The sequence below is a fragment of the Bacterioplanoides sp. genome (assembly GCF_965219715.1).
Lineage (GTDB): Bacteria > Pseudomonadota > Gammaproteobacteria > Pseudomonadales > Oceanobacteraceae > Bacterioplanoides.
The window spans coordinates 4,004,929-4,028,140 of the sequence record NZ_OZ244785.1; the positions used below are offsets into that span (position 1 = coordinate 4,004,929).

The following is a 23,212-nucleotide window of genomic DNA, read 5'->3' on the forward strand; positions in this document are numbered from 1 at the left end:
TTTCTATGTCGTTTTTATAGTTAATGAGCCGCCGCAGCGGCTCAGTTTTGGGTGACGCGAAGCGTCGTTTTTTAATTCCTAACGGAAAAATTAATCATCAGAATTCAGTGATAGCAGAGTTGCGTTACCACCCACCGCGGTGGTGTTGATGGTGCGTACTCTTTCTGTGGCAAAACGCTTCAGGTAATTCGGACCACCGGCTTTAGGGCCTGTACCGGATAAACCGCGGCCACCAAACGGCTGAACGCCCACCACGGCACCAATCTGGTTGCGGTTGATATAACAGTTGCCCACCCGCACACGGCTTTCGATATAGCTGGCAGTCGCTTCATTACGGCTGTGGATGCCCAGCGTTAAGCCATAACCGGTGGCGTTGATGCTGTTAATTAACTGACCCAGCTCGTTGGCTTTGTATTTCAGTACGTGTAACACCGGCCCAAATTGTTCGCGGCCGAGATCGGCGATATCGCTGATTTCAATTGCAACGGGGGCAACGTAATGACCTTTTGCTGCCTGTTGCGGTAACTGAGCTTCCGCCAGTACACGATCGGCTGCACGCCAGCGTTCGATATGATTCAGCAGACCATTACGCGCACGCTCGTCGATCACCGGGCCGCAGTCGCAGCTGTAATCCTGTGGATTACCCATTTCGATGCGTTGTAGTGCGCCGTCGATTAATTCGATGATGCGTGGCGCAATATCATCCTGCACACACAACACCCGCAATGCAGAGCAACGCTGACCAGCCGACGCAAACGCAGAATCCATCACATCGGCAACAACCTGCTCCGGCAGTGCGGTTGAGTCGACAATCATGGCGTTCTGACCGCCGGTTTCGGCGATAAAGGTGGCCAGTGCGCCATCGCGTGCTGCCAGCGTGCGGTTAATGTGTTGTGCGGTTTCGGTAGAACCGGTGAAGGCGATACCGGTGATGCGTGAGTCTGGAACCAGAGCATTACCAATGGTGGCACCAGCGCCACACAGCAGCTGCACCACGTCACCCGGAACACCGGCTTCATGCAGCAGCTGTACCGCACGACCGGCGATTAATGAGGTCGATTCCGCCGGTTTTGCCAGTACTGTGTTACCGGCAACCAGAGCAGCCACGACCTGGCCAATAAAGATCGCCAGCGGGAAGTTCCATGGGCTGATACACAGGAATACGCCACGACCTTCGTAATAATGTTCGTTGCTTTCACCCGTTGGCCCCGGCAGGCGGGTTGGCAGTTGCATGCCATCACGTGCCTGTTGCGCGTAATAACGACAGAAGTCGACGGCTTCACGCACTTCATCAATGCTGTCTTGCAGAGTTTTACCGGCTTCGCGGGCACACAGAGCCATCAGCTCGTCGGTGTGTTGCTCCATCAGATCCGCCATACGTTCCAGACAGGCTGCGCGGTCAACGACCGGAGTGCGGTTCCAGTCGAACCAGGCATTGTCGGCAATTGCCAGTGCCTGCTGAGCTTGTTCTGCACTTGCCCAGATCACATCACCGACTTTCTGGCTGTGATCGTATGGGCTGAAAACGGTGTGGATGTCGTCACCGTGGGCGGCTTTACCACCAATCAGCGGCGCCTGATGCCACTGTTTGTCGTCGAAGGCACGGATGCTGGCCAGCAATGGCTCACGCTCAAACGCCACAGACAGGTTGTAACCCTGAGAATTGCGACGATCAGAGAACAGTTCAGCGGAACGCGGAATGTGTGGGTTGCGGAAAGAGGCATGACGGCTGGCCTGTGCCACCGGCGACTGCACCAGTTCCGATACCGGTGTTTCGGCATCCACCAGGCGGTGAACAAACGAGGAGTTGGCGCCATTTTCCAGCAGGCGACGTACCAGATACGGCAGCAGATCTTTGTGTGCGCCAACCGGAGCATAAATACGCACATCAATTTTGTCGTCGTTTAACAGACGATCATAGAGTGCATCACCCATGCCGTGTAAGCGCTGGAATTCAAACGCACGACCCGGATTCAGCTGCGCCAGTTCGGCAACGCTGGCAACTGTGTGGGCGTTGTGGGTGGCGAACTGTGGATAAATATTGCCGTTGGTGGCTTCACTCAGCAGGTAGCGGGCACACACCAGATAGGAAACATCGGAGTTTTCTTTACGGGTGAACACTGGGTAATCGGCCAGGCCTAATTGCTGCGCGTGTTTAATTTCGCTGTCCCAATAAGCGCCTTTTACCAGACGAATCGGAATCTCATCACCTTGTTCTGCTGCCAGTGCATTGAGGAAACCGAGCACGGCGGTGGCGCGCTTGGAATAGGCCTGTAACACTAAACCAAATTTGTCCCAACCTTTCACAGCCGGGCTCTGATACACCTGACGGAACAGACGCAGGGATAATTCCAGACGATCGGCTTCTTCGGCATCAATGGTCAGCGCAATATCGTGCTGACGTGCTTCTTCGGCCAGGCTTGCCACTTTGGCGCCTAACTCTTCAATCACCAAGTGCTGGTGGGATTCTTCATAACGCGGGTGCAGGGCGGATAATTTGATTGAGATGCTGGGTGCCGGACGGTCGTCACGCCAATCTTTGTTGCCTTTACTCTTGGCCAGAGTGCGCAGCGCATCGCGGTAGGAAATAAAATAGCGTTCCGCATCGGCGTCGGTAAATGCCGCTTCACCGAGCATATCAAACGAGTAGGTGTAACCTTTGGCGCGGTAGCCTTTGCTGTTTTTGATGGCTTCGTCGATGCTGCGCCCCAGCACAAACTGCTTGCCCATGATTTTCATCGCCTGGTTCATCGCGGCGCGAATCACAGGTTCGCCGGCACGCTGAACCAAACCACTTAACAGGTTACCTGCTGACGTTTCGCGGTTGGAAATACCGGTGATTTTACCGGTGAGCATCAGGCCCCAGGTGGAGGCATTCACCAGCAGAGAATCGGAACGACCCATATGTTCGTCCCAATCAGCGGCCGACAGTTTGTCGCGAATCAGGGCGTCGGCGGTTTCTGAATCCGGAATACGCATCAGCGCTTCCGCCAGGCACATCAGGATCACGCCTTCTTCGTTATCCAGGCTGTATTCCTGTAATAACTTATCCACCGCATGGGCAACATCGCCATCGGCACGGATCACTTCCACCATCTTACGGGCGCGCATTTCGCTTTTATGACGGAATTCGCTTTGTGCTGCAGGCTCATCACTGCCTTCGGCCAGCGCCACCAGTTGCGACATGTAGCTGTCTTCATCAACCGCGTATTGCTTTTCGATAACGTTAAACCAGTCATCGGCGGTCATCTGGGAGTGGTCTGCAAACAGCACCGCTGCATCAAAATCGCTCATCGTGCGCACCTGTTTTTGTTGTTCTGTCGTTGTACGGACAGGAAATTTATTTACCAGTCGGTCAAGGTTACGGGATGAGGGCGTGCAAAAACTTGTTTAAAAATCTGGCGGTTTTGTCAAAAACTACGGTTTTGGTGAGAATTTAGTCGAAACTTTCGACTTTGGTCTAAAGCGAATTCTGGTTTTTACGCTGACTGCGCAGCTGGCCAGGGGAGAGTTCAAAGCGCGCTTTAATCGCGTGATTTAACGCACTCTGATTGGCGAAACCGGTTTCTGCGGCCACGGCACTGATCGCCATCGAGGAATTTTCCAGCAACCAGGCTGCCTGTTGCACCCGCTGCTGCAGAATGTATTGATAAGGCGTCATACCGGTGAGCTGGCGAAAGCGCAGATGAAACTGGCTGGCACTCATATGGCAGGCGTTCGCCAGTTCCTCAACGCTGAGTTTTTCCGTCAGACGTTCGGCAATCAGCTGATCGAGCATTGCCAGATCGATACGGCTGGAGGTGCCGGGAGCGGACTGACGATAAGCCGCCACCCGGTGAAATAAGCTGTGTAGCAATAAACCACTGACGTGTTGCTGCAGCTGCACATCGAGTGGCCGCTGGCTGAGTTCGGTCGCCAGGCATTGCACCAGCGATCTGAGGTTGTCATCCAGCTCGATAAAACGTGGCTGAGCAAACAGCTGATCGAACAAACCGGCGTCGATCAGATGGTTGGAACCGTCATGGCCGCTGACGTCGATAACGACTACGGTATTGTTGCCTTCGCCATAAAAGGCATGGTCGCAATTACTCGGCACCAAACAGCCAAAACCCGGGCCAAAATGCAGCTGCTGATCCGGTGGCAGGTCAAACCACACCTCACCGGTTAAACCCAACACCACCTGATGGTGATGGTGGTGATGACGGTGTGGTTGTGATTCAAGTGACTGTACCCGGCTGGCACCAATGGTCCACATAGCAGGTTCCAAAATTCAGATGGTTTAACCCTAAGGGCTAATGCGGATTTTTTCCATTCGGGAAATTACGCAATCCGCTAAATCATAATGGCAGAAACAAAAAACGCCCCGCTGACAACATCAGCGGGGCGTTTGTGTGATCAACTCAGTTGATCAGATTTTCAGCGGCTTACTTGTAAACCGGCAGCTTAGCGCACAGCTCAACCACTTTAGCCTGAACTTCAGCTTCAACGGCTTCAGAGTTGCCGTTTTCCAGCGCGTCCAGAACATCACAGATCCAGTTAGTCAGAGCTTTACACTCGTCTTCTTTGAAGCCACGGCTGGTAACTGCCGGAGAACCGATACGCAGGCCAGAAGTAACAAAAGGAGAACGAGGATCGTTCGGAACGGAGTTTTTGTTCACAGTGATGTTAGCGCGACCCAGAGCCGCGTCAGCGTCTTTACCTGTGTACTCTTTACCAATCAGGTCAACCAGGAACAGGTGATCGTCGGTACCGCCAGAAACGACGTTAATGCCACGGCTGATAAAGGTCTCTGCCATCGCCTGAGCGTTTTTAACCACCTGAGCCTGGTAGGCTTTGTAGTCTTCAGACATGGCTTCTTTGAAGCACACTGCTTTAGCTGCGATCACGTGCATCAGTGGGCCGCCCTGGGATTCAGGGAATACAGCGAAGTTCAGCTTCTTGTTCAGCTCTTCGTCTTCCTTCGCCAGGATCAGACCACCACGAGGACCACGCAGAGTTTTGTGAGTTGTAGTTGTTACAACATCAGCGATACCAACCGGAGTCGGGTAAACACCTGCCGCAACCAGACCCGCGATGTGGGCCATATCAACGAACAGGTAAGCGCCCACAGCGTCAGCAATTTCGCGGAACTTGTTCCAGTCAACAACACGGGAGTAAGCAGAGAAGCCCGCAACGATCATCTTAGGCTTGTGTTCTTGTGCCAGACGCTCAACTTCAGCGTAATCGATTTCGCCCGTCTCTGGGTTCAGACCGTACTGAACTGCGTTGTAGATACGGCCAGAGAAAGATACCGCAGCACCGTGAGTCAGGTGACCGCCGTGTGCCAGGCTCATGCCCAGGATGGTGTCGCCCGGCTTACACAGAGCCATATAAACAGCGGCATTTGCCTGGGAGCCAGAGTGTGGCTGAACGTTAGCGTACGGTGCGCCGAACAGGTCTTTCGCACGGTCGATCGCCAGTTGTTCGATCACATCAACGTGCTCACAACCACCGTAGTAGCGCTTGCCCGGGTAGCCTTCGGCGTATTTGTTAGTCAGCTGAGAGCCTTGAGCTTCCATCACGCGAGGGCTGGTGTAGTTTTCAGAAGCGATCAGTTCGATGTGGTGCTCCTGACGCGCGTCTTCCGCTTGCATCGCTTCCCATAATGCTGGGTCGAAATCGGCAATGTTCATATCACGGGTAAACATTCGGCTATTCCTCATGTGAGTGTGACTATTATGTCAACAAGACTGGGGTGAATAATTTTTGAGGGCGGCATTTTACCTGAAAGTCCGGCTTCTGGCACTTGAAATACCATCATAATGAAAGCAATCGGGATTCATACAAAACCGCGAATATCCTGTCGGAATAGTCAGGAAAACCGGGCGTTTTTTTGTCCATGGCAGAAATGGTGTAAGCGGGTTACGTTTCGAAACAGTCTGTATGCTGTGGGGTTGTTAGCATGGCGTTATGAAAAAAACAGCGCTGACTGTGCATAAACAAACCGTCATGGCCAATTGTGTCGGGTTTCGGATATGGGCAGGTAAAAATAATAAAAATGAGCTGGTTCCATCGCTGGAATCGCAATACACCAACCTTGATGAATACACCAGTGATCGTGTGCCGCTGGAAATTGTTACCTGTGAAGTCCGGTTGGCGGCAGAACTGGCCCAGGAAGCCAATCTGGGTCTGGCCGTTATCGATCTGATTGATATCCGTATGACGTCGTTGGGGCAGGCCATACAGCAGGTATTAATGCCGCTGCAGCAACAGCAGCTGACGTTACCGGTGGAAGTTCTGTTGTATTTAACCGGACGATATTTCCAGGTGTTATCGGAAGTGGTGGCGCTGGACGTCAGTCATCAGCGTGAAGGTATTTGTATTACCTTTATTCCACGAATTCCCGACAGCGTCAGTTATCATCAGATTGAAGGTGCGGTGTATGGTCTGGTCAGGCTGGTGGCGCACTTTAATCAGCGTATGCCGGATGTGGTGCGTTTTGCCCACGTGCCGGATGCGTTAAATTACGATATGTATCAGCACTGCTTCCAATGTGTACCGGACTTTGCTGCAGATCAGACGCAGCTGATTTATCAGCTTCAACCCGAACAGGAAGCTGTGTCGCTGCCTTTGTTATTGTCGCCGGTGATTCATCTGCACGAAAAACAATTTCCGCATCTGAATTATTCTGAACGCATACGGCTGTTATTAAATACCGTATTGGGTGTGATTGAGCCAACCCGGGATAATATCGCCCGTATTATGAATTTAAGTGTGAGCAGTTTGCAGCGACGACTGAAGCAGGATCAGACCAGTTACAATCAGTTGTTACTGGAGGTGCGTCAGCAGCGGGTAAAAGAATATATTCATCAACCGGGAATGACATCGGAAAAGCTGGCGTTTTTACTTGGCTATAAGGCCAAAAGCCAGTTTCTGAAAGCATTCCGTCAATGGTTTGGGAAAACACCGCAGCAGTTTCGCTGCGGGTAGTATGTAGTCGCAGTTCGACTGAAATAATCAACAACGGTTAACCTCGCTGTAATTGCCTTTTATGGGTTTAATCACAGCGAGGTTTTTCTTTATAGCGCGTTGTAAGCGTCACAGCCTAACGCTTCAAATTCCTGCTTGGTGTAATAGCTGATTTCAGGTAAAAATTCTGCCAGCACTTGTGCTTCGTCACCGGGCGTCGATGTTTGTTGCACGGTTTTATTAAAGCCATTTATTGGCAGCATATTACGGATAATTAACAATCCATCGTTAACGCTGTTCTGTTTACCCGGAATTAACGAGAAGCCATCTCCGCTTTCTGACCATTTCAGATATTCGATACCACATTTCTCGGTAGCATTTTCAGGACGATCCTGTTCCCAGCTGGTGACAATGGTGAATTTACCGTCCGGATTAATGGTGATTTGTTCATCGTATAAACATTGGGTCACTTTCTGAGAGTAATATTCGTTCTGGCAGATTGACCAGTAACGCAGCTGAGCGTTTTCTGTATTAAAAGTATCTGTTCCCTTTAATGTGGCAGGAACAACCGGAATTTTACCGCGAATAACTGCAACGGGTTTAATGCTGCGATCCAGGAAAGACGACATATACTGGTTATCTAAATTAGCAAACCAGCCCACCTGACGCTGCGGCTTTTCGATGCCAGGTACGCCATAGCAGGCACCAAAGAAGTTACAGGCGACGCTGTAAGCGAAATTATAGGCCGCTTGCCAAACCGGCGTTTCTTTGGCCGGGTTTAGTTTACGTGCGGCGTATTGTTCGGCGGGTACCAGCGGAATTTTCAGCAGATTCTGATCATTTTCCAGCTCGTCACACAGCGCCTGGCCGGTCAGAGTTTTACCACTGGTTGCCAGTGTGACTTCGGGCTCAGGCAGTTTCACACCATCGGTAATGGATTTACCATTGTCCGGAACATACACCCGGTATAGTAAGACCGACTGACTGTCTGTGGCATGGTCATACAAGGTGTTTGCCGCCCGCTGTTGTGGCGGTGTACCGGCGGCGACGGTCAGCTGGTAATCACGCTGTTCAGCATTACGCTGGTTACCATTAACAAAAGGATTAATGGCGCCCTGATTCGGAATAATACTGCTGTCGCTGATGGCGTCCATCGGAGCTGCGGCGGTGTTGTAACTGTTCAGCGACATATAACGTGCAAACGGAAAGTCACCTTTCAGTTTCAGCGTTGCGCCTTGTGGCAGTTTATAACGCGAGCTCCAGTAAGTTGCGCCGGTATCCGGATAAGCAAAGTTGCTCTTCGGGTTTTCGATTGAATAAGGTCCTTGCCAGAAGCAGCTGCTGGTCGCAAAAACCGGACTGTCACCGTTACCTTGTTTGTTATCGGTGTTGCTGGCGGAATTATTATCATCACTGCCACATGCCGACAATAATGCCGTCGACAGTGCCAGGCTGGCGATAAAAAGTGATTTGTTGTTCATCTCGTTTCCTGTACTTATTTTTATGGTCAGGAATCTGATGGTAGGGAAACGGGCAGTTTTTACGGATTGCGAAACGGGTCAGATTTCACGTTTACAGTCGCAATTCGGGTCATCAATCCGGGTCTTCACGGTTGCAGAGCGGATTTTTTTGATATTAGTCAGTCGTGGCTGAGATACCCGAGAAACTGATAAATTAATCTGTAGTAAATTCTATTATCACTTCTATACTGAAAAAAAATAAAAATTCAGGGCTGTGATATGAGCTTTCTTAGTCATCTGGGAGTACGCAATAAACTTTGGCTGTTAGTCGCCAGTGCATTAGTTGGGGCGTTGATTGTACAGATTCTGTCGGCTTCTCAATCGCGGCATATGCTGATGGAAGGCCGCAAACTGCAGATTCAGCACCTGGTGGATAACACCGTTACTCTGATTGATCACTTTTATTCCCAACGCGATCTTCTCGGCGATGAGGCAGCACGCCAGGCTGCTTTTGCTGCGGTTCGTGCTCTGCGTTACGACAACGGCAAAGGGTATTTCTGGATTAACGATAAAAACCTGATCCTGCTGATGCATCCGATGAAACCGGCCAAAGAAGGCAAAGACATGACGTCGGTTAAAGACGGTGACGGTAAGTTGCACTGGCAGGCGATGCGTCAGGCTGTAGCCGGTACCGGCGCGGGTTTTGTCGATTACAGCTACAAGGGTCCTCAATTTGATGAACCGGTTGCCAAGGTTTCTTACGTCAAAGAGTTTGCGCCCTGGGGATTAATTATCGGCACCGGGGTATATGTGAATGACGTACAGCAGCAATTTTACCAATTGGCCCAACAGTCGGGCGTTATCTTCCTGTTGGTGATTGCTGTGGTGATGATGTTTGCCGGTATGTTGGCACGCAGTATTATTCAGCCGTTGGAGTCGATGGTGGCCAATATGACCACGGTTGCGACTGGTGATCTGACGGTTCAGATTCCGGATCAGCGACGAAGAGATGAATTAGGACGTTTAAATCGTTCCTTTGCGTCACTGCTGGCGACCTTCCGGGAACTGATTCAGCACTCACGTGATGGCAATAAGCGTATTGCAGACTCGGTGGAGCAGTCAGCAGTGGTTGCTGGGCAAACCGAATCCGGTATGAATCGCCAATATAATGAAACGGATTCTCTGGCGTCGGCGGTTGAAGAATTAGCCACCACTTTACAGGAAGTGTCGCAGAATACTTCCCACACCAATGAATTAACGGCGGATGCTCGTCAGCAGATTGATAATTCCAATGACAGTATGAATCGCACTGTTACTGCGGTTACCCGGGTATCAGAGTCGGTTGAGCATGCCGGTGTTGTGGTGGGTAAGCTGGAGCAGGATCTGAAACAAATTGATGGCATTCTTGATGTGATTCGTAATATTTCTGAGCAAACCAATTTATTAGCATTAAATGCCGCAATTGAAGCCGCACGTGCCGGTGAATCCGGACGAGGATTTGCGGTTGTTGCCGACGAAGTCCGCTCGCTGGCTCAGCGTACCCACGAATCCACTGAAGAAATTCAGGCCATGATTGAAGCATTACAATCCGAAGCATTAAAAGCCGTGTCTGTGATGCAAAGTAGTGTCGACCAGGCACGTGAAGGTGCCGGTTTTGCCGTGACTACCGGCGAAGGCTTACAGCAGGCGACTGGTAACGTGAATGCGGTTACCGATCGCATTGCTCAGATTGCCGATATGGTGCAGCAACAAAGCGCTGTTATCGAAGAAGTAAGCCAGAATGTGTCCAGTATTCGTGACATATCTCGTGAAACAAAATCGGGCAGTGAGTTAGTGTCTGGCAATCGTATGGCGCTGAATGAGTTGGTTCAGTCGACGACAGATTTACTCGATCGCTACCAGATCTGATAATTGGCTTAAAGAGCAGGCAGCCGGACTGATTTAATTCAGCCTGCTGCCATACTCCTCGGCTGCTATTAACTGATCAATAGCGGTAACGGATAGCAAACGACGCCAGGTTATAATTCACCAGCTCCGGCGCATCCGGAGTTTTATCGCCATCAGGCCCCCATTTTTCCCGACTGAAATAACTGCGCCAATCGGCACTCAGGGTGATATTGCGCAGTGTTAAATCCACCCCCACTGCATAAGACAGCGAACCAAAGCCAGACAGTTGTGGGTCGTTACTCTGGAACAGGTTTTTCTGGCTGTTATCCAGAGAATAAAATAATGCCTGTTGCTGTTGATAAACCCGGCCTTCCAAACGCCAGCGGAACCAGTGAGTTAAATCCTGCAACCAGGCTGCTTTTAAGGTATGAGACGTTATTTCCCAATTATCGCTGTAATAACGGTAGTCACTGTGAATCGCACCTTTCCAGGGTTTTACATAAAAACGATATTCCAGCGTTACGATATCGGCTTTGCGCAAATCCGGGCGACTGTCGATGTCACGGTAAGGGTCATCAAGTAAGCCGTTGTGTTGTTGCTGGCCATAAGACAAGCGCACAATTTCATATTTATTCAGCACCTGACTCAGGTTGACTTGCCATTGCTGGAACTGTCGCTTTTTTCCTTTAGCCTGACGTCGCTTTTCACTCTGTTGTGGATCGGTCGGGTCGAGTTTGTCTTCACCATAAGCGAAACTTGCTCCAATCACTGTTTGAGCGCTGTTTAATTCCAGCAATGATTCTAAGTGAACTTGCTGGCCAGAGAGGTCCTTTTCATCTTTATGGCGAATACCTGCCGCCAGTTTGCCGTAACGAAAGTAGTGTTCTGAAGCAACGTTAAACGATAAATGCTGTTTATCAACACTGGCGCCTGACATGGTGGTTTGGACCACACCCTGATCGTTTTCGCTGGTCTGACTGGCATGAGCACCGGATGTTTTTTTCTGACTGCCACCAAGGTTGAGTAGCCAGTCATCGGCAAGCTTTTTCTTCCATTGCAACTGATGAAAATCACCAATGATCGCATCCGCTGAGCCACTGCTGATTTGTGACTCCGGAAAGCGGGTTTGCTGATATTGGCTGTAACGATAAGACAAGCTGTTGTCGCTGGGAGCATCTAATGCCTGACTTTGGCAGGCGGCCGTTAATGCAATCAGGCTGGTGATAGTTTTTCTGGGGTTAGCCATCGATCATGTTTCCGGAATAATCCTCCGTCGTTGTCAGTTTCTGCAGGAATTCCGCTTCCGGCAAAGGTTTGCTGAAGTAAAAACCCTGAACTTCTTCACACTGCTCCTGTTGCAGGAATTGCAGCTGTTCTTTGGTTTCCACACCTTCAGCGATAACGCCCAGGCCCAGGTTATGAGCCATGGCAATGATGGTTCGGGTAATCTGCACGTCGTCAGAGTTATCGGGCAAGTTACGAATAAAACTCTGGTCAATTTTCAGTGTGTCGACGGTGAACTGTTTGAGGTAATTCAGCGAGGAATAACCGGTACCAAAATCATCAATGGCGGTATGAACCCCGATATTACGTAATGCCGTTAATACTTCCAGCGTGTGTTCCAGATCATCGATCAGGATGCTTTCGGTTAATTCCAGTTCCAGCTGCTCCGGACGAATACCGGCTTTATTAATTGCAGTTTCGACAACCTGAATAAAGTCCAATTGTTTAAACTGACGCGCCGAGACATTCACGGCAATGCGTTCAATCTGAATGCCTTGTTGTTTCCAGGCTGAGAATTTCAGACAGGCCTGTTCCAGCACCCACTGGCCAATCGGAATAATCAGGCCGGTATCTTCAATAATGGGAATAAATACTCCCGGAGATACCAGGCCTTTATTGCGGTGATTCCAGCGCAGCAAAGCTTCCGCTCCAACCACAGTAGCGTTATGGCTGAGGTATTGTGGCTGGAAGAATAATTCCAGTTCTTCCCGTGCCAGAGCGTGGCGTAAATCATTTTCCAGCTCGAGTAATTCGACCGCTTTCTGATTCATTTTCTCATCGAAGAACTGCACATTGTCACGCCCAAGTTCTTTGGCGTGATACATCGCCATATCCGCATTTTTCAGCAGTTCTATGACACTGTCGCCGTCGTTAGGGAATACCGAAATACCAATACTGGCACTGATAAAGACTTCACGTTGTCCCAGTTTGAATGGCTGATGTAAGGCATGCAGAATTCGCTCACCCACTTTAACCGCCGTATCGGCAGCGGCTTCACTGTCGAGTTGTGAGCCGATGGCCACGGTAAATTCATCGCCACCCATGCGACACACCAAATCGTGCTTTTTCACGCAGTGACTTAAGCGACCGGCAACTTCTTTTAATACCTGGTCACCCGCCGGGTGACCCATCGAGTCATTAATGGGTTTAAAGCGGTCGAGATCGATAAATAACAGCGCTGCTGATTGCTGCTTTTGTTTCGCCTGTTCCACCATAATGTTGAGCTGTTCGTGTAACTGGCTGCGGTTCGGCAAGCCTGTCAGCGGATCAAAATACGCCAGTTTATGAATCCGTTCTTCAATGGCTTTGCGATCGCTGATGTCTGACATGATGATAATCAGACTTTGTACTTCGCGACTGCCGTCACGAATGGCACTGACACCAGCCCAGCCGGTGCGGACTTCACCATCGTCACGCTGATAAAAAATTTCACCCTGCCAATAACCGTTAATGACCAATGCTTCACCGATTTCTTCGAAGAAGTCGACATCATGTCGCTCCTGAGAAATCAGGAAGTCTGGCGTCTGGCCAATAATTTTCTGCGGATCGTAGCCAGTGATGTTTGCAAACGCCTTATTGGTGCTGGCAATATTCAGCGAGCGGTCGGTAATTAATATGGCTTCGTTGGAGTTTTCGAATACTTCCGCCGCCAGTTGTAATTCACGCTCCAGTTGTCGCGCCTCGGTGACGTCGCGGGCAATACCACTGATCCCTTGTAGCGCACCTTGTTCGTTCCAGAGTAAACCGGCACGAATTTCGATCACAATTTCTTCACCAGATTTGCAGCTGGCTGTCATATCCTGGCGAATAACAACGTTCTTTTCGGCGGCTTCGGTTGGGCTGCGCAACGCAATCTTAATGTGCTGACGCAACGTTTTAATCAGCTTGCGTATGTCGCTGCGATGGAATACTGCCTGTACGCCACTGCGTAATAATTCATCAGGTTTATAACCCAGGGTTTTTTCCACCGACGAGCTGACAAAATTAAAATTCAGCTTGGCGTCGGTGGCCCAGATAATATCGGTCATGTTTTCTGCGAGCAGACGATATCGGCGTTCACTGTCGATAATCCGCTCCTGGCGTTCGATATCTTCTGTGACGTCACGTGCGGTACCAACAATACTTTCCACCTGGCCATCGCGGCTACGCGAGAAACTGGTGTAAATAAAGTTCACCATTCGTACGCTGCCATCAGCATGTCTGAAGCGGCCACTGAACTCGGCTGTTTCACCGTCTTTTAAATCCGCCAGAGTTAACAGCTTTTGCGTCAGGTTTTCGGTCTCACTGCTGTCGACTAATGAAACCCAGTTGTTGCTGGTGCTGTGATTGGCCGGATAACCCAGCATTTCCGCCAGCGAACGGTTTTTAAACACCAGTCGTGGTTTGTTGCCCGCATCCGGTTCGACCACATAAACCAGATCCGGCATGGCATTCATCACCTTGCTCCAGAAGGCTTCGCGCTCGTAGGTTTCTTCCACAATGCGATTACGCTCAGTCACATCCAGCAATGTCATTAACGCTAAACCGTCACTGCCGGAACGCAGGCTCAAATGCGCCCATACATGCAGGCTGTTGCCCTGAAAAGTTTTCAGCCGTAATTCAAATTCCGTTGTGGTTAATTTCAACAGGCGTGCGCGCTCAATTCCTTTATGGAATTCATGAGTGTTGGGTGCAATTAATCTGCGGTATTCGCCCAGTAATTGATTGCGGTCGCGCGATTGGAACAGGGTAACGGCAGCTTCGTTGGCGTTAATTAAATACAGGTCATCCAGGTTGCCCTGATAACGTGACATATCCAGCAGGCAGTGGGCGACTCCTGCTTCTTCGAATAACGCTTTGTAACGGCTGCGGCTTTCTGTCAGTGCCTGAGTCGCGGTAACGGATTCTGTGATATCCCGCAGTAACCAGACGACACCCTCAATGGTGTTGCCGTTATACAGCGGGTTATAGCTTTGCTCAAAAATACGTTGTTCGCTGCCAAAGTCGGCAACCAGATGATGTTGGCTATCACGTGGTTGGCTGGGGTTGGCGGCGAGGCTGTTGTAATCCTGATTCCACAACGCTTTGCTGTCCGGCCAGACATCGCGTAATGACAGACCGAGATATTCCTGGCTGCCATTTTCACGAAACAATGCGGCAGCTTTGGGATTGGCATAATTAATCCGGCCGTATTCATCGGTGGAAATTAATGCTTCATCAATCGACATTAAGGCTTTGTCGGCACGGCGCTCGGTTTCACGACGAATGGATTCCAGCTGCAGCGATTTTTCTTCGGTTCGACGCAGGTAACTCCAGAGCAGAAATGCCAATGTCGCAAAAATAGCCAGAGTCAGCAGTGGCTGGCTCAGGTACTGCCAGAGAATCGCCTGGCGTTGTTGTTGCTCGGGCAGGGCGATAATATCCCAGGGGGTATAAGCCAGTTCTGCGCGGGCCAGAATACGTTGTTTTTCGTCGGCACGTAAATCCGGTTGGGCATCGGAATCGGCGTAATAAAATTCCCGGATAGAAATCTGTTCGCTGATACGTTCGATAATCGCCAGTTCAAAGCCCGGAAAGTTGCCCTGAAAAACAATATTGGACAGCTTGCTGTAGGAGCGACGTATCACCAGTTTGTAGTTTTGGCCGTCCATTTCAAAGCTGGTAAAAATGTAATAGCCGCCACGACTGCCGTAACGCAGTGAAAAAACACCGGAAGGCCCTGTCTCGGGTTGTGTGCGTTTGCTGATTTCAGAGATTTCCTGGCGATCCAGTAATTGACCATAATGACGTTGATACTGACCATCGTCACTGTATACAAAAAAACCAGTGATATTGAAGAAAGCGCTGAGCATGTCCTGCCACAGCAATTCGTCATTTTCCGGATCTGATTTGTTAATAAACGCAGACAGCTGCTGCGTGTGACTGTTCGTGAAAACTTTATTGGCATGTAAACCAGCCTGTGCCAATAACCCAGCCTGGTCGGCGTAGTTATTAACCGTTTGTGTCAGGCTATCAGCAAAGCGTTGTTGCTCTTCCTGCCACTGGCTGTAGGCATTGTGTAACAGCACAACAACAAGAAAACCGGAGCTCAGCAAAAACAACAGGAAGTTCAAGCGGCCGGACGAGTGCTTGATGGTTTTGTTATGGGAGGCGTCTGGTGCAGAAAAGTCCATTAACGTCAGATTCTTACCGATAAAAGTCTGCTTTCAGTATAGACCTCTATCTCGGGAACGCGTAACCGCGAATTGCGCCGATTGAATGATCGAAAAGCCCGGATATTATGAGATTGATGGCAGGATTACGTTGCCAAAAGCGGCGCTTTTCAGTAGCGTTGCGCCGTTATTCCTTCAGATTATTTGTCAGGTAAACCAGATGGCTCAATACGTATTTACCATGAACCGTTTAGGCAAGATCGTGCCGCCTAAGCGTCAGATTCTGCGTGATATCTCTCTTTCCTTTTTTCCGGGCGCCAAGATTGGTGTGTTAGGCCTGAATGGTGCGGGTAAATCGACACTGCTGCGCATTATGGCGGGTGTTGATACTGATTTTATTGGCGAAGCGCGTCCGCAGCCAGATCTGAATGTTGGCTACTTGCCGCAGGAGCCGGAGCTGGACCCGAATAAAGACGTTAAAGGTAACGTTGAAGACGGTTTATCGGAGCTGATGAACGCCAAGGCTGAGCTGGACGCTGTTTATGCTGCTTACGCCGAGCCGGATGCTGATTTCGACGAGTTGGCAAAGAAGCAGGGTCGTTTAGAAGCCATTATCGAAACCGCGGGTGGTCACGATGTTGAGCGCCATATGGAAATTGCAGCTGATGCGTTACGTCTGCCGCCGTGGGATGCGGACGTGACCAAGTTGTCTGGTGGTGAGCGCCGTCGTGTGGCGTTATGCCGTCTGCTGATGTCGAAGCCGGATATGCTGCTGTTAGACGAACCAACCAACCACCTGGATGCTGAGTCGGTGGGCTGGCTGGAGAAATTCCTGGAAGAATACCCGGGCACAGTGGTGGCGATTACCCACGACCGTTACTTCCTAGATAACTGTGCTGAGTGGATTCTGGAACTCGACCGTGGTCATGGTATTCCGTACCAGGGCAACTACACCTCCTGGCTGGAACAGAAAGAAAAACGTTTAGAGCAGGAGAAGAAGCAGGAAGAAGCTCATGCTCGCGCAGTAAAACACGAACTGGAGTGGGTTCGTCAGGGCGCTAAAGGTCGTCAGTCGAAGAGCAAAGCACGTTTAGCGGCGTTCGAAGAAATGAACTCGCGTGAATTCCAGACCCGTAACGAAACCAACGAAATTTATATCCCACCAGGCCCACGCCTGGGTGACAAGGTGATCGAATTCCATAACGTGACCAAGTCGTTTGGTGATCGCGTGCTGATCGATGATCTGAGCTTCGCCGTTCCGGCCGGTGCTATCGTCGGTATCGTGGGCGGTAACGGTGCAGGTAAATCGACGCTGTTCCGTATGATTGCCGGCACTGAACAACCGGATTCCGGTGAAGTGGTGATGGGTGAAACCGTGAACCTGGCATTTGTTGAGCAGTTGCGTGATGAGCTGGACGACAAAAAGACCGTTTGGGAAGCCATTTCCGATGGTCACGATATGCTGAATATCAACGGTAAAGAATACCCGAGCCGTTCTTACATCGGTCGCTTTAACTTTAAGGGTGGCGATCAACAGAAACGTGTGGGTGATCTGTCTGGTGGTGAACGTGGTCGTCTGCAGCTGGCCTACACGCTGAAGCAGGGCGCCAACGTATTGCTGTTGGACGAACCGTCCAACGACCTTGATGTTGAAACCTTACGTGCTCTGGAAGAAGCGGTATTAGCCTTCCCGGGCTCTGTGATGGTGGTATCCCACGACCGTTGGTTCCTGGATCGTATTGCGACACATATCATGGCCTACGAAGGTGATTCGAAAGTTACTTTCTTTGAAGGCAACTACACCGAATACGAGGCGGATCGTAAGAAACGTCTCGGTAACGAAGCTCAGCCGAAGCGTATGAAGTACAAGCGTCTGGCGTAAGTTAATATCCTTCGGCAGAGAGAATCGGTTACTTTTTTACCACCGGATCGTACAGCACGTCCCTGTGCTGGCGATCCTTCCGCAACATCCTGTTGCTGCTTTAAAAAAGCAACCGACACTCACTGCCTAAATAACCTCTGAATCCTCTCATTCTTTTCCCTCCAATACATAACACTCGTTTGCTAATTCCCTTAAATCAGCTAAACCTAAGTCATAAGTATCAGTTGAGAGTTTATTTCCATGGAGCAGCGCCAGTTTAAGCGTGTCCACTTCTTTCAGCGCGTTCAGGTAACAACCCATGAACAGCGTTTGGAAACCCATTGTCTTGATATCAGTTTACGCGGCATTTTGCTGGTACGTCCTGAAGGGGTTAACTGGCATCTGGAGCAACACGTGCGTGTCAGCCTGGTATTGTCAGAAGATGAAACCATTCAGATGGAATGTTCACTGGTGCATATTGATGACGATGTTGTGGGTTTTGCTTCCGATTCAATGGATCTTGATAGCATGACAACCTTACGCCGGCTGCTGGAATACAACCTGGAAGATCCGGCCGAGATGAATCGCGAACTGGGTGAGTTGATTCGCAACCACTAACTCGTCAACTGCCACCAAAAACCACCTGATACGTTATACTGCAGCCTCAATTTTCCGGGGGCTGTTATGACTGCTGTATTTTCTCCTGTAATCCGTGACGCTCAGTCCGGACCATCCATTGGCAAAGTTGTGTGTGTCGGGCGAAATTATGCCGAACATGCCAAAGAGCTGAACAATCCCATTCCTTCTCAACCCATTCTGTTTATGAAGCCCGCCAGCTCGGTTGTTGATATGGCCCAGGCACTGAATATTCCTGCGGATCAGGGCAGTGTGCACCACGAACTGGAAATTGCATTATTAATTGGCGAAACGCTGAGTAAGGCGGATGAACAGCAGGCGGAAAAGTCGATTCAGGCGGTCGGTCTGGCGCTGGATCTAACGCTTCGTGATGTACAGGCGCAGTTAAAAGATAAAGGTCATCCGTGGGAGCGGGCCAAAGCATTTGATGGTGCCTGCCCGGTTTCCGAATTTGTCAGTGCCGATCAAATCAGTGACTGGAAAAACATTCCATTGCAGTTAATCCGCAATGGCAAGCTGCAGCAGGACGGTAACAGTCGTGACATGTTATTTCCGATCCTGCCCTTGTTAGCTCATATCAGTCAGAGTTTTACTCTGAATCCCGGTGACATCGTATTAACGGGTACACCTGCCGGAGTAGGGCCGCTGGAAAGCGGCGATCAGTTGACCGCTCGTCTCGCTGATGTGATTGAAGTCACTACCTCTGTCAGCTGAGCAGTCCTGTTCAGCTGAACAACTGCTGTTCTAACGAGCGGCCATGGCTGAGCTGGCGATAACCCAGCTGGTGCTCGGCCAGTAACTGCAATAGTTGCTGGTCGACAATTGGATTTATCACGGCGTCGTAATCAATAAATATTTCTTCGCGCTCGGCGTTGACCTGCTGCACACCGGATAACTGACGTATTGCGGTGATGATCTGATGGTTTTCCTGCCACAAGCGTAATGTGATATTGCCCTGAGCCTGTTGCTCAATATTCTGATCCAGCCGCAAGCGACCTTGTTCCAGAAACAGCACCTGATTACACAACCGTTCCAGCTCATTCAGGTTGTGAGAGCTGATGACAAATGTGGTCTTATCCGACAGCTCGCGGATCACTTCGCGAATATTGCGTGCATTTTCCGGATCCAGTCCGGCGGTTGGCTCGTCCAGTAATACCAGTTGAGGGCTGCCAATTAAGGCCTGGGCGATACTCAGACGTTTACGCATGCCGTGGCTCAGCGCCGGTGGCAGAGTATTTTGTTTGTCCTGCAAGCCCATTAATTCCAGCACCCGCAGACACTCATTGTTAGCTGCTTTGTGATCAAAACCCTGTAACCGGGCAAAAAACACCAATTGCTCCAGTAAGGTTAAATCCGGGTCGAACAATGCATCCTGAGGTAAGGCTCCCAGCTTGCCGGATAATGTGGCGGCTGTTGGTGTCTCACCAAAGATTTCCACGTCCCCTGCAGAAGCGTTTTGGTAGCCGCATAAAATACTGAATAACGTGCTTTTGCCCGCGCCATTAGGGCCAACCAAGGCTACCGGGCTGCCGGCAGATATTTCGAACGAGACATCATCCAGCGCTTTGGTTGCACCATACGATTTGCTCAGGTTCTGGCAACGAATTAATACCGTCATACACTTTGTCTCCGGAACAGCAGATAACCGGCAATCATAAATACCAGGGTTTGTGCAATTGGATAGGCGAGTAACGCCCAGCTATCCATCGGTAAATTATTCAGCATCTGGGATAACTGATTACCGGGAACTAACAACGCCAGATAATCCAGGCCCGGAACTTTTGTACCTAACCAGCGAAATAAACTTTCGCCAAACGCAAATAACAACATGGCAACAATGGTGGCGGTACGGACTTTATTCAGTAGTACTGATAGCAGCGACATCAGTGCAATAAATGGCATCACAACAATAAACAGTTGAACACCGGCAATCAGCAGAGTGTGAATATGGTGCAGAAAAAATCCGGAGTCGCCACTGCGTAATACGCCCATCAGAGTGGCAGAAAAAATTGTCGCGATAATTAACAGCAACTGGATGATCAGTTGCCCGGTAAAACGACCAAAAAATATTTCTTCCCGTTTGGCGCGTAATAATAAAAAACGCAGACCGCCACGCAGGCGCTCACTGATCATTTGATCGGCGGCTACCAAAATGGCAAAGGGTGGTAACACATACAACGCCAGAGCCCAATAAGCCCCCAGCTCCGGTAATACCCAGTTCGCCAGGTTTTCCAGACCTAAGGTCGTTAAAATACCTTCCACCGGACTGTGTGGATCAGCTAATGCTTCGGCACTTTTTCGGATTGGGTAATACAGGAATAAAACCCAGACCCCCAGGCTGGCTAATAAACTGAAGGTTCCTTCCCGGGTTTGTAATGGTTTAACAATCTGTTGCTGAATAATCAGCTGCCAGGATGACATGATGACCTCGTGGGTTCCGTTACGCTTGGGCTATTATGTCGTGGCTGATGGTTAAGAAAAAGCCCTGGTAGATAAACTCCACCCGGGGCTTTTATTGTTGGCAATTACGAATCTGACCAGAGCCTAAATGTTGTTTGCAATCGCACGCAGGAATTCGATGTTTTCGATATTCTGATCGGTGCGTTCATCTTTTGCGGTACCGTATTTGCGATTGGCCGAGAGTTTCACAATTGTGGTGTTTTTCTCAGGATTAACATAGACCAGCTGATTTAAAACCCCGACGGCACTGTAGTCGCCTTTGTTGCCCTTCGGTATCCACCATTGATAGCCATAACCCAACTCTATCGGGTGCCCGGCAACAACGGGCTGGCCAACGTCACGAACGGCAGAGTCGATGCTGGTTGCAGCGTTTACCCAGTTTTCACTGATAATTTGTTTACCCTGCCAGCGCCCTTTATTACGGAATAATTCGCCAAATTTAGCGTAATCGCGCGCGGTCAGGTTCAGACCACTGAAGGCCAGCTCGGTGCCATAAATATCGGTGATCCAGTAGCCGGGTGACTCGAAGCCCAGTGGTTCAGCCAGTTTCTCGCTCATATAAGATGAAACGGTGCGGCCGGTAGCGCGTTCTAGCAAAGCACCAAGAATTTGTGTGTCACCCGAGTTGTAGCGACACAATGAATCGGGTTCGTGTTCTTTCGCCATTTGAGCAACAAATTTGTTCAGCCCCATGACAGGGTTCAGTGCCGCTTGTCCCATCTGGAAAACTTCAGAATCTTCATCATTGTAGTCTTCGTTCCAGCGTGCTCCGGACGACATTTGTAATACTTGCCTGATGGTTACGCCGTCGTAGGCGGAGCCTTTTTTGACTGGTACATAATCACTGATGGCTTTATCCAGGCTACTGATAAAGCCTTCTTCTAATGCAATGCCTACCAGGGTTGAGATAAAGCTTTTTGAGACCGACATCGCTAACCAATTAACTTCACGGCCACCGGTTAACAGATAACGTTCATAGCGGATTTCACCATCCACCAGTACCAGTAACGCGGCGGTATCGGTATCGATCAGGAATTGTTCGGTGGAACGTTGTTCTCCTTCAAAGGAGAAATGTTCTGGCAAATTAATGCTGTTTTTTTGTGGAAAAAAATACGGCTTGGAAGAGGCAGGCATTCGGCTTACCGGGGCCAGCTGATCGATTCTGCAGAAATTCTGATGCTGCGGTTGGCCGCTAAATAACCCTGCTTCATTCAGTGAAGCAGGCTCGGACGGTTTAAAAAGACGCCGGCCAATGTAGCGCAGGGCAAACGAAGCGGCGTTGGTATTTTTGATTAGATGCATGGTGATTGTTCTCCAGTGCCGTTATTGATGGAAATACCGGAGCCTAGTTTACGGAGTGGAGTTGGCTTAGAATTACCATTTCGAGACAAATTGAAACGGCCCAGATTATGGAGTCATTGATTCGTGCTGGTGGATTACAGGGTTTTGAAGCTTTGATAAAAGAGCTGGGGCAAGATCCTTATGCACTGCTGGAAAGGCATGGCATTGCTGCCGCCTCGTTAGCTAATGTCGATGAACTTATCTCCATGACCGACGCAACTGAGTTGCTGGAGGAAAGTGCGCTGCTTTGCCAATGTCCAACGCTGGGGTTACAGCTGGCCGCGCGTCAGGATGCTGGTCTGTTAGGCGCGGTGGCTATGATTATTCGCAGTGCTCCGACTCTCCAACAGACCATAAAAAGTGCCGTGCGCTATTTGTTTCTGCACAGCCCGGCGATGGAATTTTCGATGAAGCCTGAGAGTGATCTTTACGCAGGTTGTGTCACACCAAGCTTAACCATGCATCAGACGGAGTTTGCGACACAGCGTCAGGCGGTTGATGCAGCTCTGGGATATATGTGGCGTTTTTTGCAGCTTCTGACGGACGAACCGGTACCGTTAAAAGGGGTATCTTTGCACCATGCAGCAGATGGAAATGAACATGCCTACCGGCGCTTTTTTGGTGTGCCTATTCATTTTGAACAGGCCTATGCCGGGCTGCATTTTCCGAAAGAAGCCTTATCTTTGCCGCTTAAAACCTTTGATACCCGTTTTCATCAATTGGCGCTGGAGCAGATCTCCGCTGCAGCACACAAAGGAAAGTTGTCGGTGGCGGATCAGGTTCGTCGCGCAATTCCACGCACTCTGGGAGAACAGCGCGCGACTAAACAAATCATTGCTGACATGCTGGGTATGCATCCGAGAACATTACAGCGTCGTTTGAGTGCTGAAAATGCCAGGTTCGAACAGATCCAGGAAGATATCTACAAGCAGGCGGCGCTGCGATTTCTTACCGAAACGGATATTCCGTTAACCCGTCTGAGTGACATTCTCGGTTTTAAAAATCCGTCGGCCTTTACCCGCAGTGCTAAACGCTGGTTTGAGAAGTCGCCTTCAGTGTTGAGAAAAGAAGCGCGCAGACATTAAGCGTTCTACCAAGAAGATACAGGGAGTAAATGCAGTGAAATGACAGCCGTTGTGGCTGAATAACAGGCACAAAAAAGCCCTTAATATTAAGGGCTTTTGTTATAACGGCTTATTCAGATG

At 50.0% G+C, this 23,212-nt stretch carries 15 protein-coding genes; 6 read left to right on the forward strand and 9 right to left on the reverse strand.

The genetic code is table 11. The features are described from left to right. Positions 1-90 precede the first annotated feature (90 nt). The 3 genes from putA to glyA all read right to left on the reverse strand — a co-directional run bounded on the left by putA (position 91) and on the right by glyA (position 5,687). A complete protein-coding gene (gene putA, locus ACOQOZ_RS18645; protein ID WP_420589656.1) occupies positions 91-3,294 on the reverse strand; it encodes a bifunctional proline dehydrogenase/L-glutamate gamma-semialdehyde dehydrogenase PutA in 3,204 nt (1,067 codons plus the stop codon). 166 nt (positions 3,295-3,460) lie between these two features. Next, positions 3,461-4,255 carry a helix-turn-helix domain-containing protein gene (locus ACOQOZ_RS18650; RefSeq protein WP_420589657.1) on the reverse strand — a complete coding sequence of 265 codons (795 nt, stop codon included), beginning with the start codon at positions 4,253-4,255 and terminating at the stop codon, positions 3,461-3,463. A 169-nt stretch (positions 4,256-4,424) separates the two neighbouring features. Then, positions 4,425-5,687, reverse strand: a complete 1,263-nt coding sequence (glyA, locus tag ACOQOZ_RS18655) for a serine hydroxymethyltransferase (RefSeq protein WP_420589658.1) — start codon at positions 5,685-5,687, stop codon at positions 4,425-4,427. A 262-nt stretch (positions 5,688-5,949) separates the two neighbouring features. On the opposite strand from glyA, the gene ACOQOZ_RS18660 reads away from it, so the two are divergent. After that, entirely contained in the window at positions 5,950-6,969 is a 1,020-nt protein-coding gene (locus ACOQOZ_RS18660) for a helix-turn-helix domain-containing protein (RefSeq protein ID WP_420589659.1), read from the forward strand. Positions 6,970-7,058: 89 nt separating this feature from the next. Here ACOQOZ_RS18660 and ACOQOZ_RS18665 read toward each other — a convergent pair whose 3' ends face one another. Next, the gene (locus ACOQOZ_RS18665; protein ID WP_420589660.1) at positions 7,059-8,429 is read right to left on the reverse strand and encodes a hypothetical protein; all 1,371 of its coding nucleotides are present in this window, start codon (positions 8,427-8,429) and stop codon (positions 7,059-7,061) included. 258 nt (positions 8,430-8,687) lie between these two features. Between ACOQOZ_RS18665 and ACOQOZ_RS18670 the strand changes: the two genes are divergently transcribed. Beyond that, positions 8,688-10,316 carry a methyl-accepting chemotaxis protein gene (locus ACOQOZ_RS18670; protein WP_420589661.1) on the forward strand — a complete coding sequence of 543 codons (1,629 nt, stop codon included), beginning with the start codon at positions 8,688-8,690 and terminating at the stop codon, positions 10,314-10,316. Positions 10,317-10,392: 76 nt separating this feature from the next. Here the strand turns inward: ACOQOZ_RS18670 and ACOQOZ_RS18675 are convergent, their stop codons facing one another. Both ACOQOZ_RS18675 and ACOQOZ_RS18680 read right to left on the reverse strand, forming a co-directional pair. After that, entirely contained in the window at positions 10,393-11,541 is a 1,149-nt protein-coding gene (locus ACOQOZ_RS18675) for a DUF3570 domain-containing protein (RefSeq protein ID WP_420589662.1), read from the reverse strand. After that, positions 11,534-15,730: an EAL and GGDEF domain-containing protein gene (locus ACOQOZ_RS18680; protein WP_420589663.1), complete on the reverse strand. Its 4,197-nt coding sequence runs from the start codon at positions 15,728-15,730 to the stop codon at positions 11,534-11,536. The genes ACOQOZ_RS18675 and ACOQOZ_RS18680 overlap by 8 nt, the downstream gene beginning before the upstream one ends. A 199-nt stretch (positions 15,731-15,929) precedes the next feature. Here ACOQOZ_RS18680 and ettA point away from each other — a divergent pair, with 199 nt between their 5' ends. The 3 genes from ettA to ACOQOZ_RS18695 all read left to right on the forward strand — a co-directional run bounded on the left by ettA (position 15,930) and on the right by ACOQOZ_RS18695 (position 18,920). Further along, positions 15,930-17,591 carry an energy-dependent translational throttle protein EttA gene (gene ettA, locus ACOQOZ_RS18685; protein ID WP_420589664.1) on the forward strand — a complete coding sequence of 554 codons (1,662 nt, stop codon included), beginning with the start codon at positions 15,930-15,932 and terminating at the stop codon, positions 17,589-17,591. A gap of 240 nt (positions 17,592-17,831) precedes the next feature. Next, on the forward strand, positions 17,832-18,188 hold the full coding sequence (locus tag ACOQOZ_RS18690; protein WP_420589665.1) for a PilZ domain-containing protein: 357 nt from the start codon (positions 17,832-17,834) through the stop codon (positions 18,186-18,188). A gap of 66 nt (positions 18,189-18,254) precedes the next feature. After that, positions 18,255-18,920 (forward strand): fumarylacetoacetate hydrolase family protein, encoded by a 666-nt coding sequence (locus tag ACOQOZ_RS18695; protein ID WP_420589666.1) that lies wholly within the window; start codon positions 18,255-18,257, stop codon positions 18,918-18,920. Between the two features lie 10 nt (positions 18,921-18,930). On the opposite strand, the gene ACOQOZ_RS18700 is transcribed toward ACOQOZ_RS18695, so the two are convergent. From ACOQOZ_RS18700 to ACOQOZ_RS18710, 3 genes are all read right to left on the reverse strand, one after another. Further along, complete coding sequence (locus ACOQOZ_RS18700; protein WP_420589667.1) at positions 18,931-19,824, reverse strand: ABC transporter ATP-binding protein; 894 nt, start codon at positions 19,822-19,824, stop codon at positions 18,931-18,933. Continuing rightward, positions 19,821-20,627: an ABC transporter permease subunit gene (locus ACOQOZ_RS18705; protein ID WP_420589668.1), complete on the reverse strand. Its 807-nt coding sequence runs from the start codon at positions 20,625-20,627 to the stop codon at positions 19,821-19,823. The genes ACOQOZ_RS18700 and ACOQOZ_RS18705 overlap by 4 nt, the downstream gene beginning before the upstream one ends. A gap of 123 nt (positions 20,628-20,750) precedes the next feature. Beyond that, positions 20,751-21,968, reverse strand: a complete 1,218-nt coding sequence (locus tag ACOQOZ_RS18710; protein ID WP_420589669.1) for a serine hydrolase domain-containing protein — start codon at positions 21,966-21,968, stop codon at positions 20,751-20,753. Positions 21,969-22,075: 107 nt separating this feature from the next. Here ACOQOZ_RS18710 and ACOQOZ_RS18715 point away from each other — a divergent pair, with 107 nt between their 5' ends. Then, the gene (locus tag ACOQOZ_RS18715; RefSeq protein ID WP_420589670.1) at positions 22,076-23,092 is read left to right on the forward strand and encodes an AraC family transcriptional regulator ligand-binding domain-containing protein; all 1,017 of its coding nucleotides are present in this window, start codon (positions 22,076-22,078) and stop codon (positions 23,090-23,092) included. Positions 23,093-23,212: the final 120 nt, after the last annotated feature.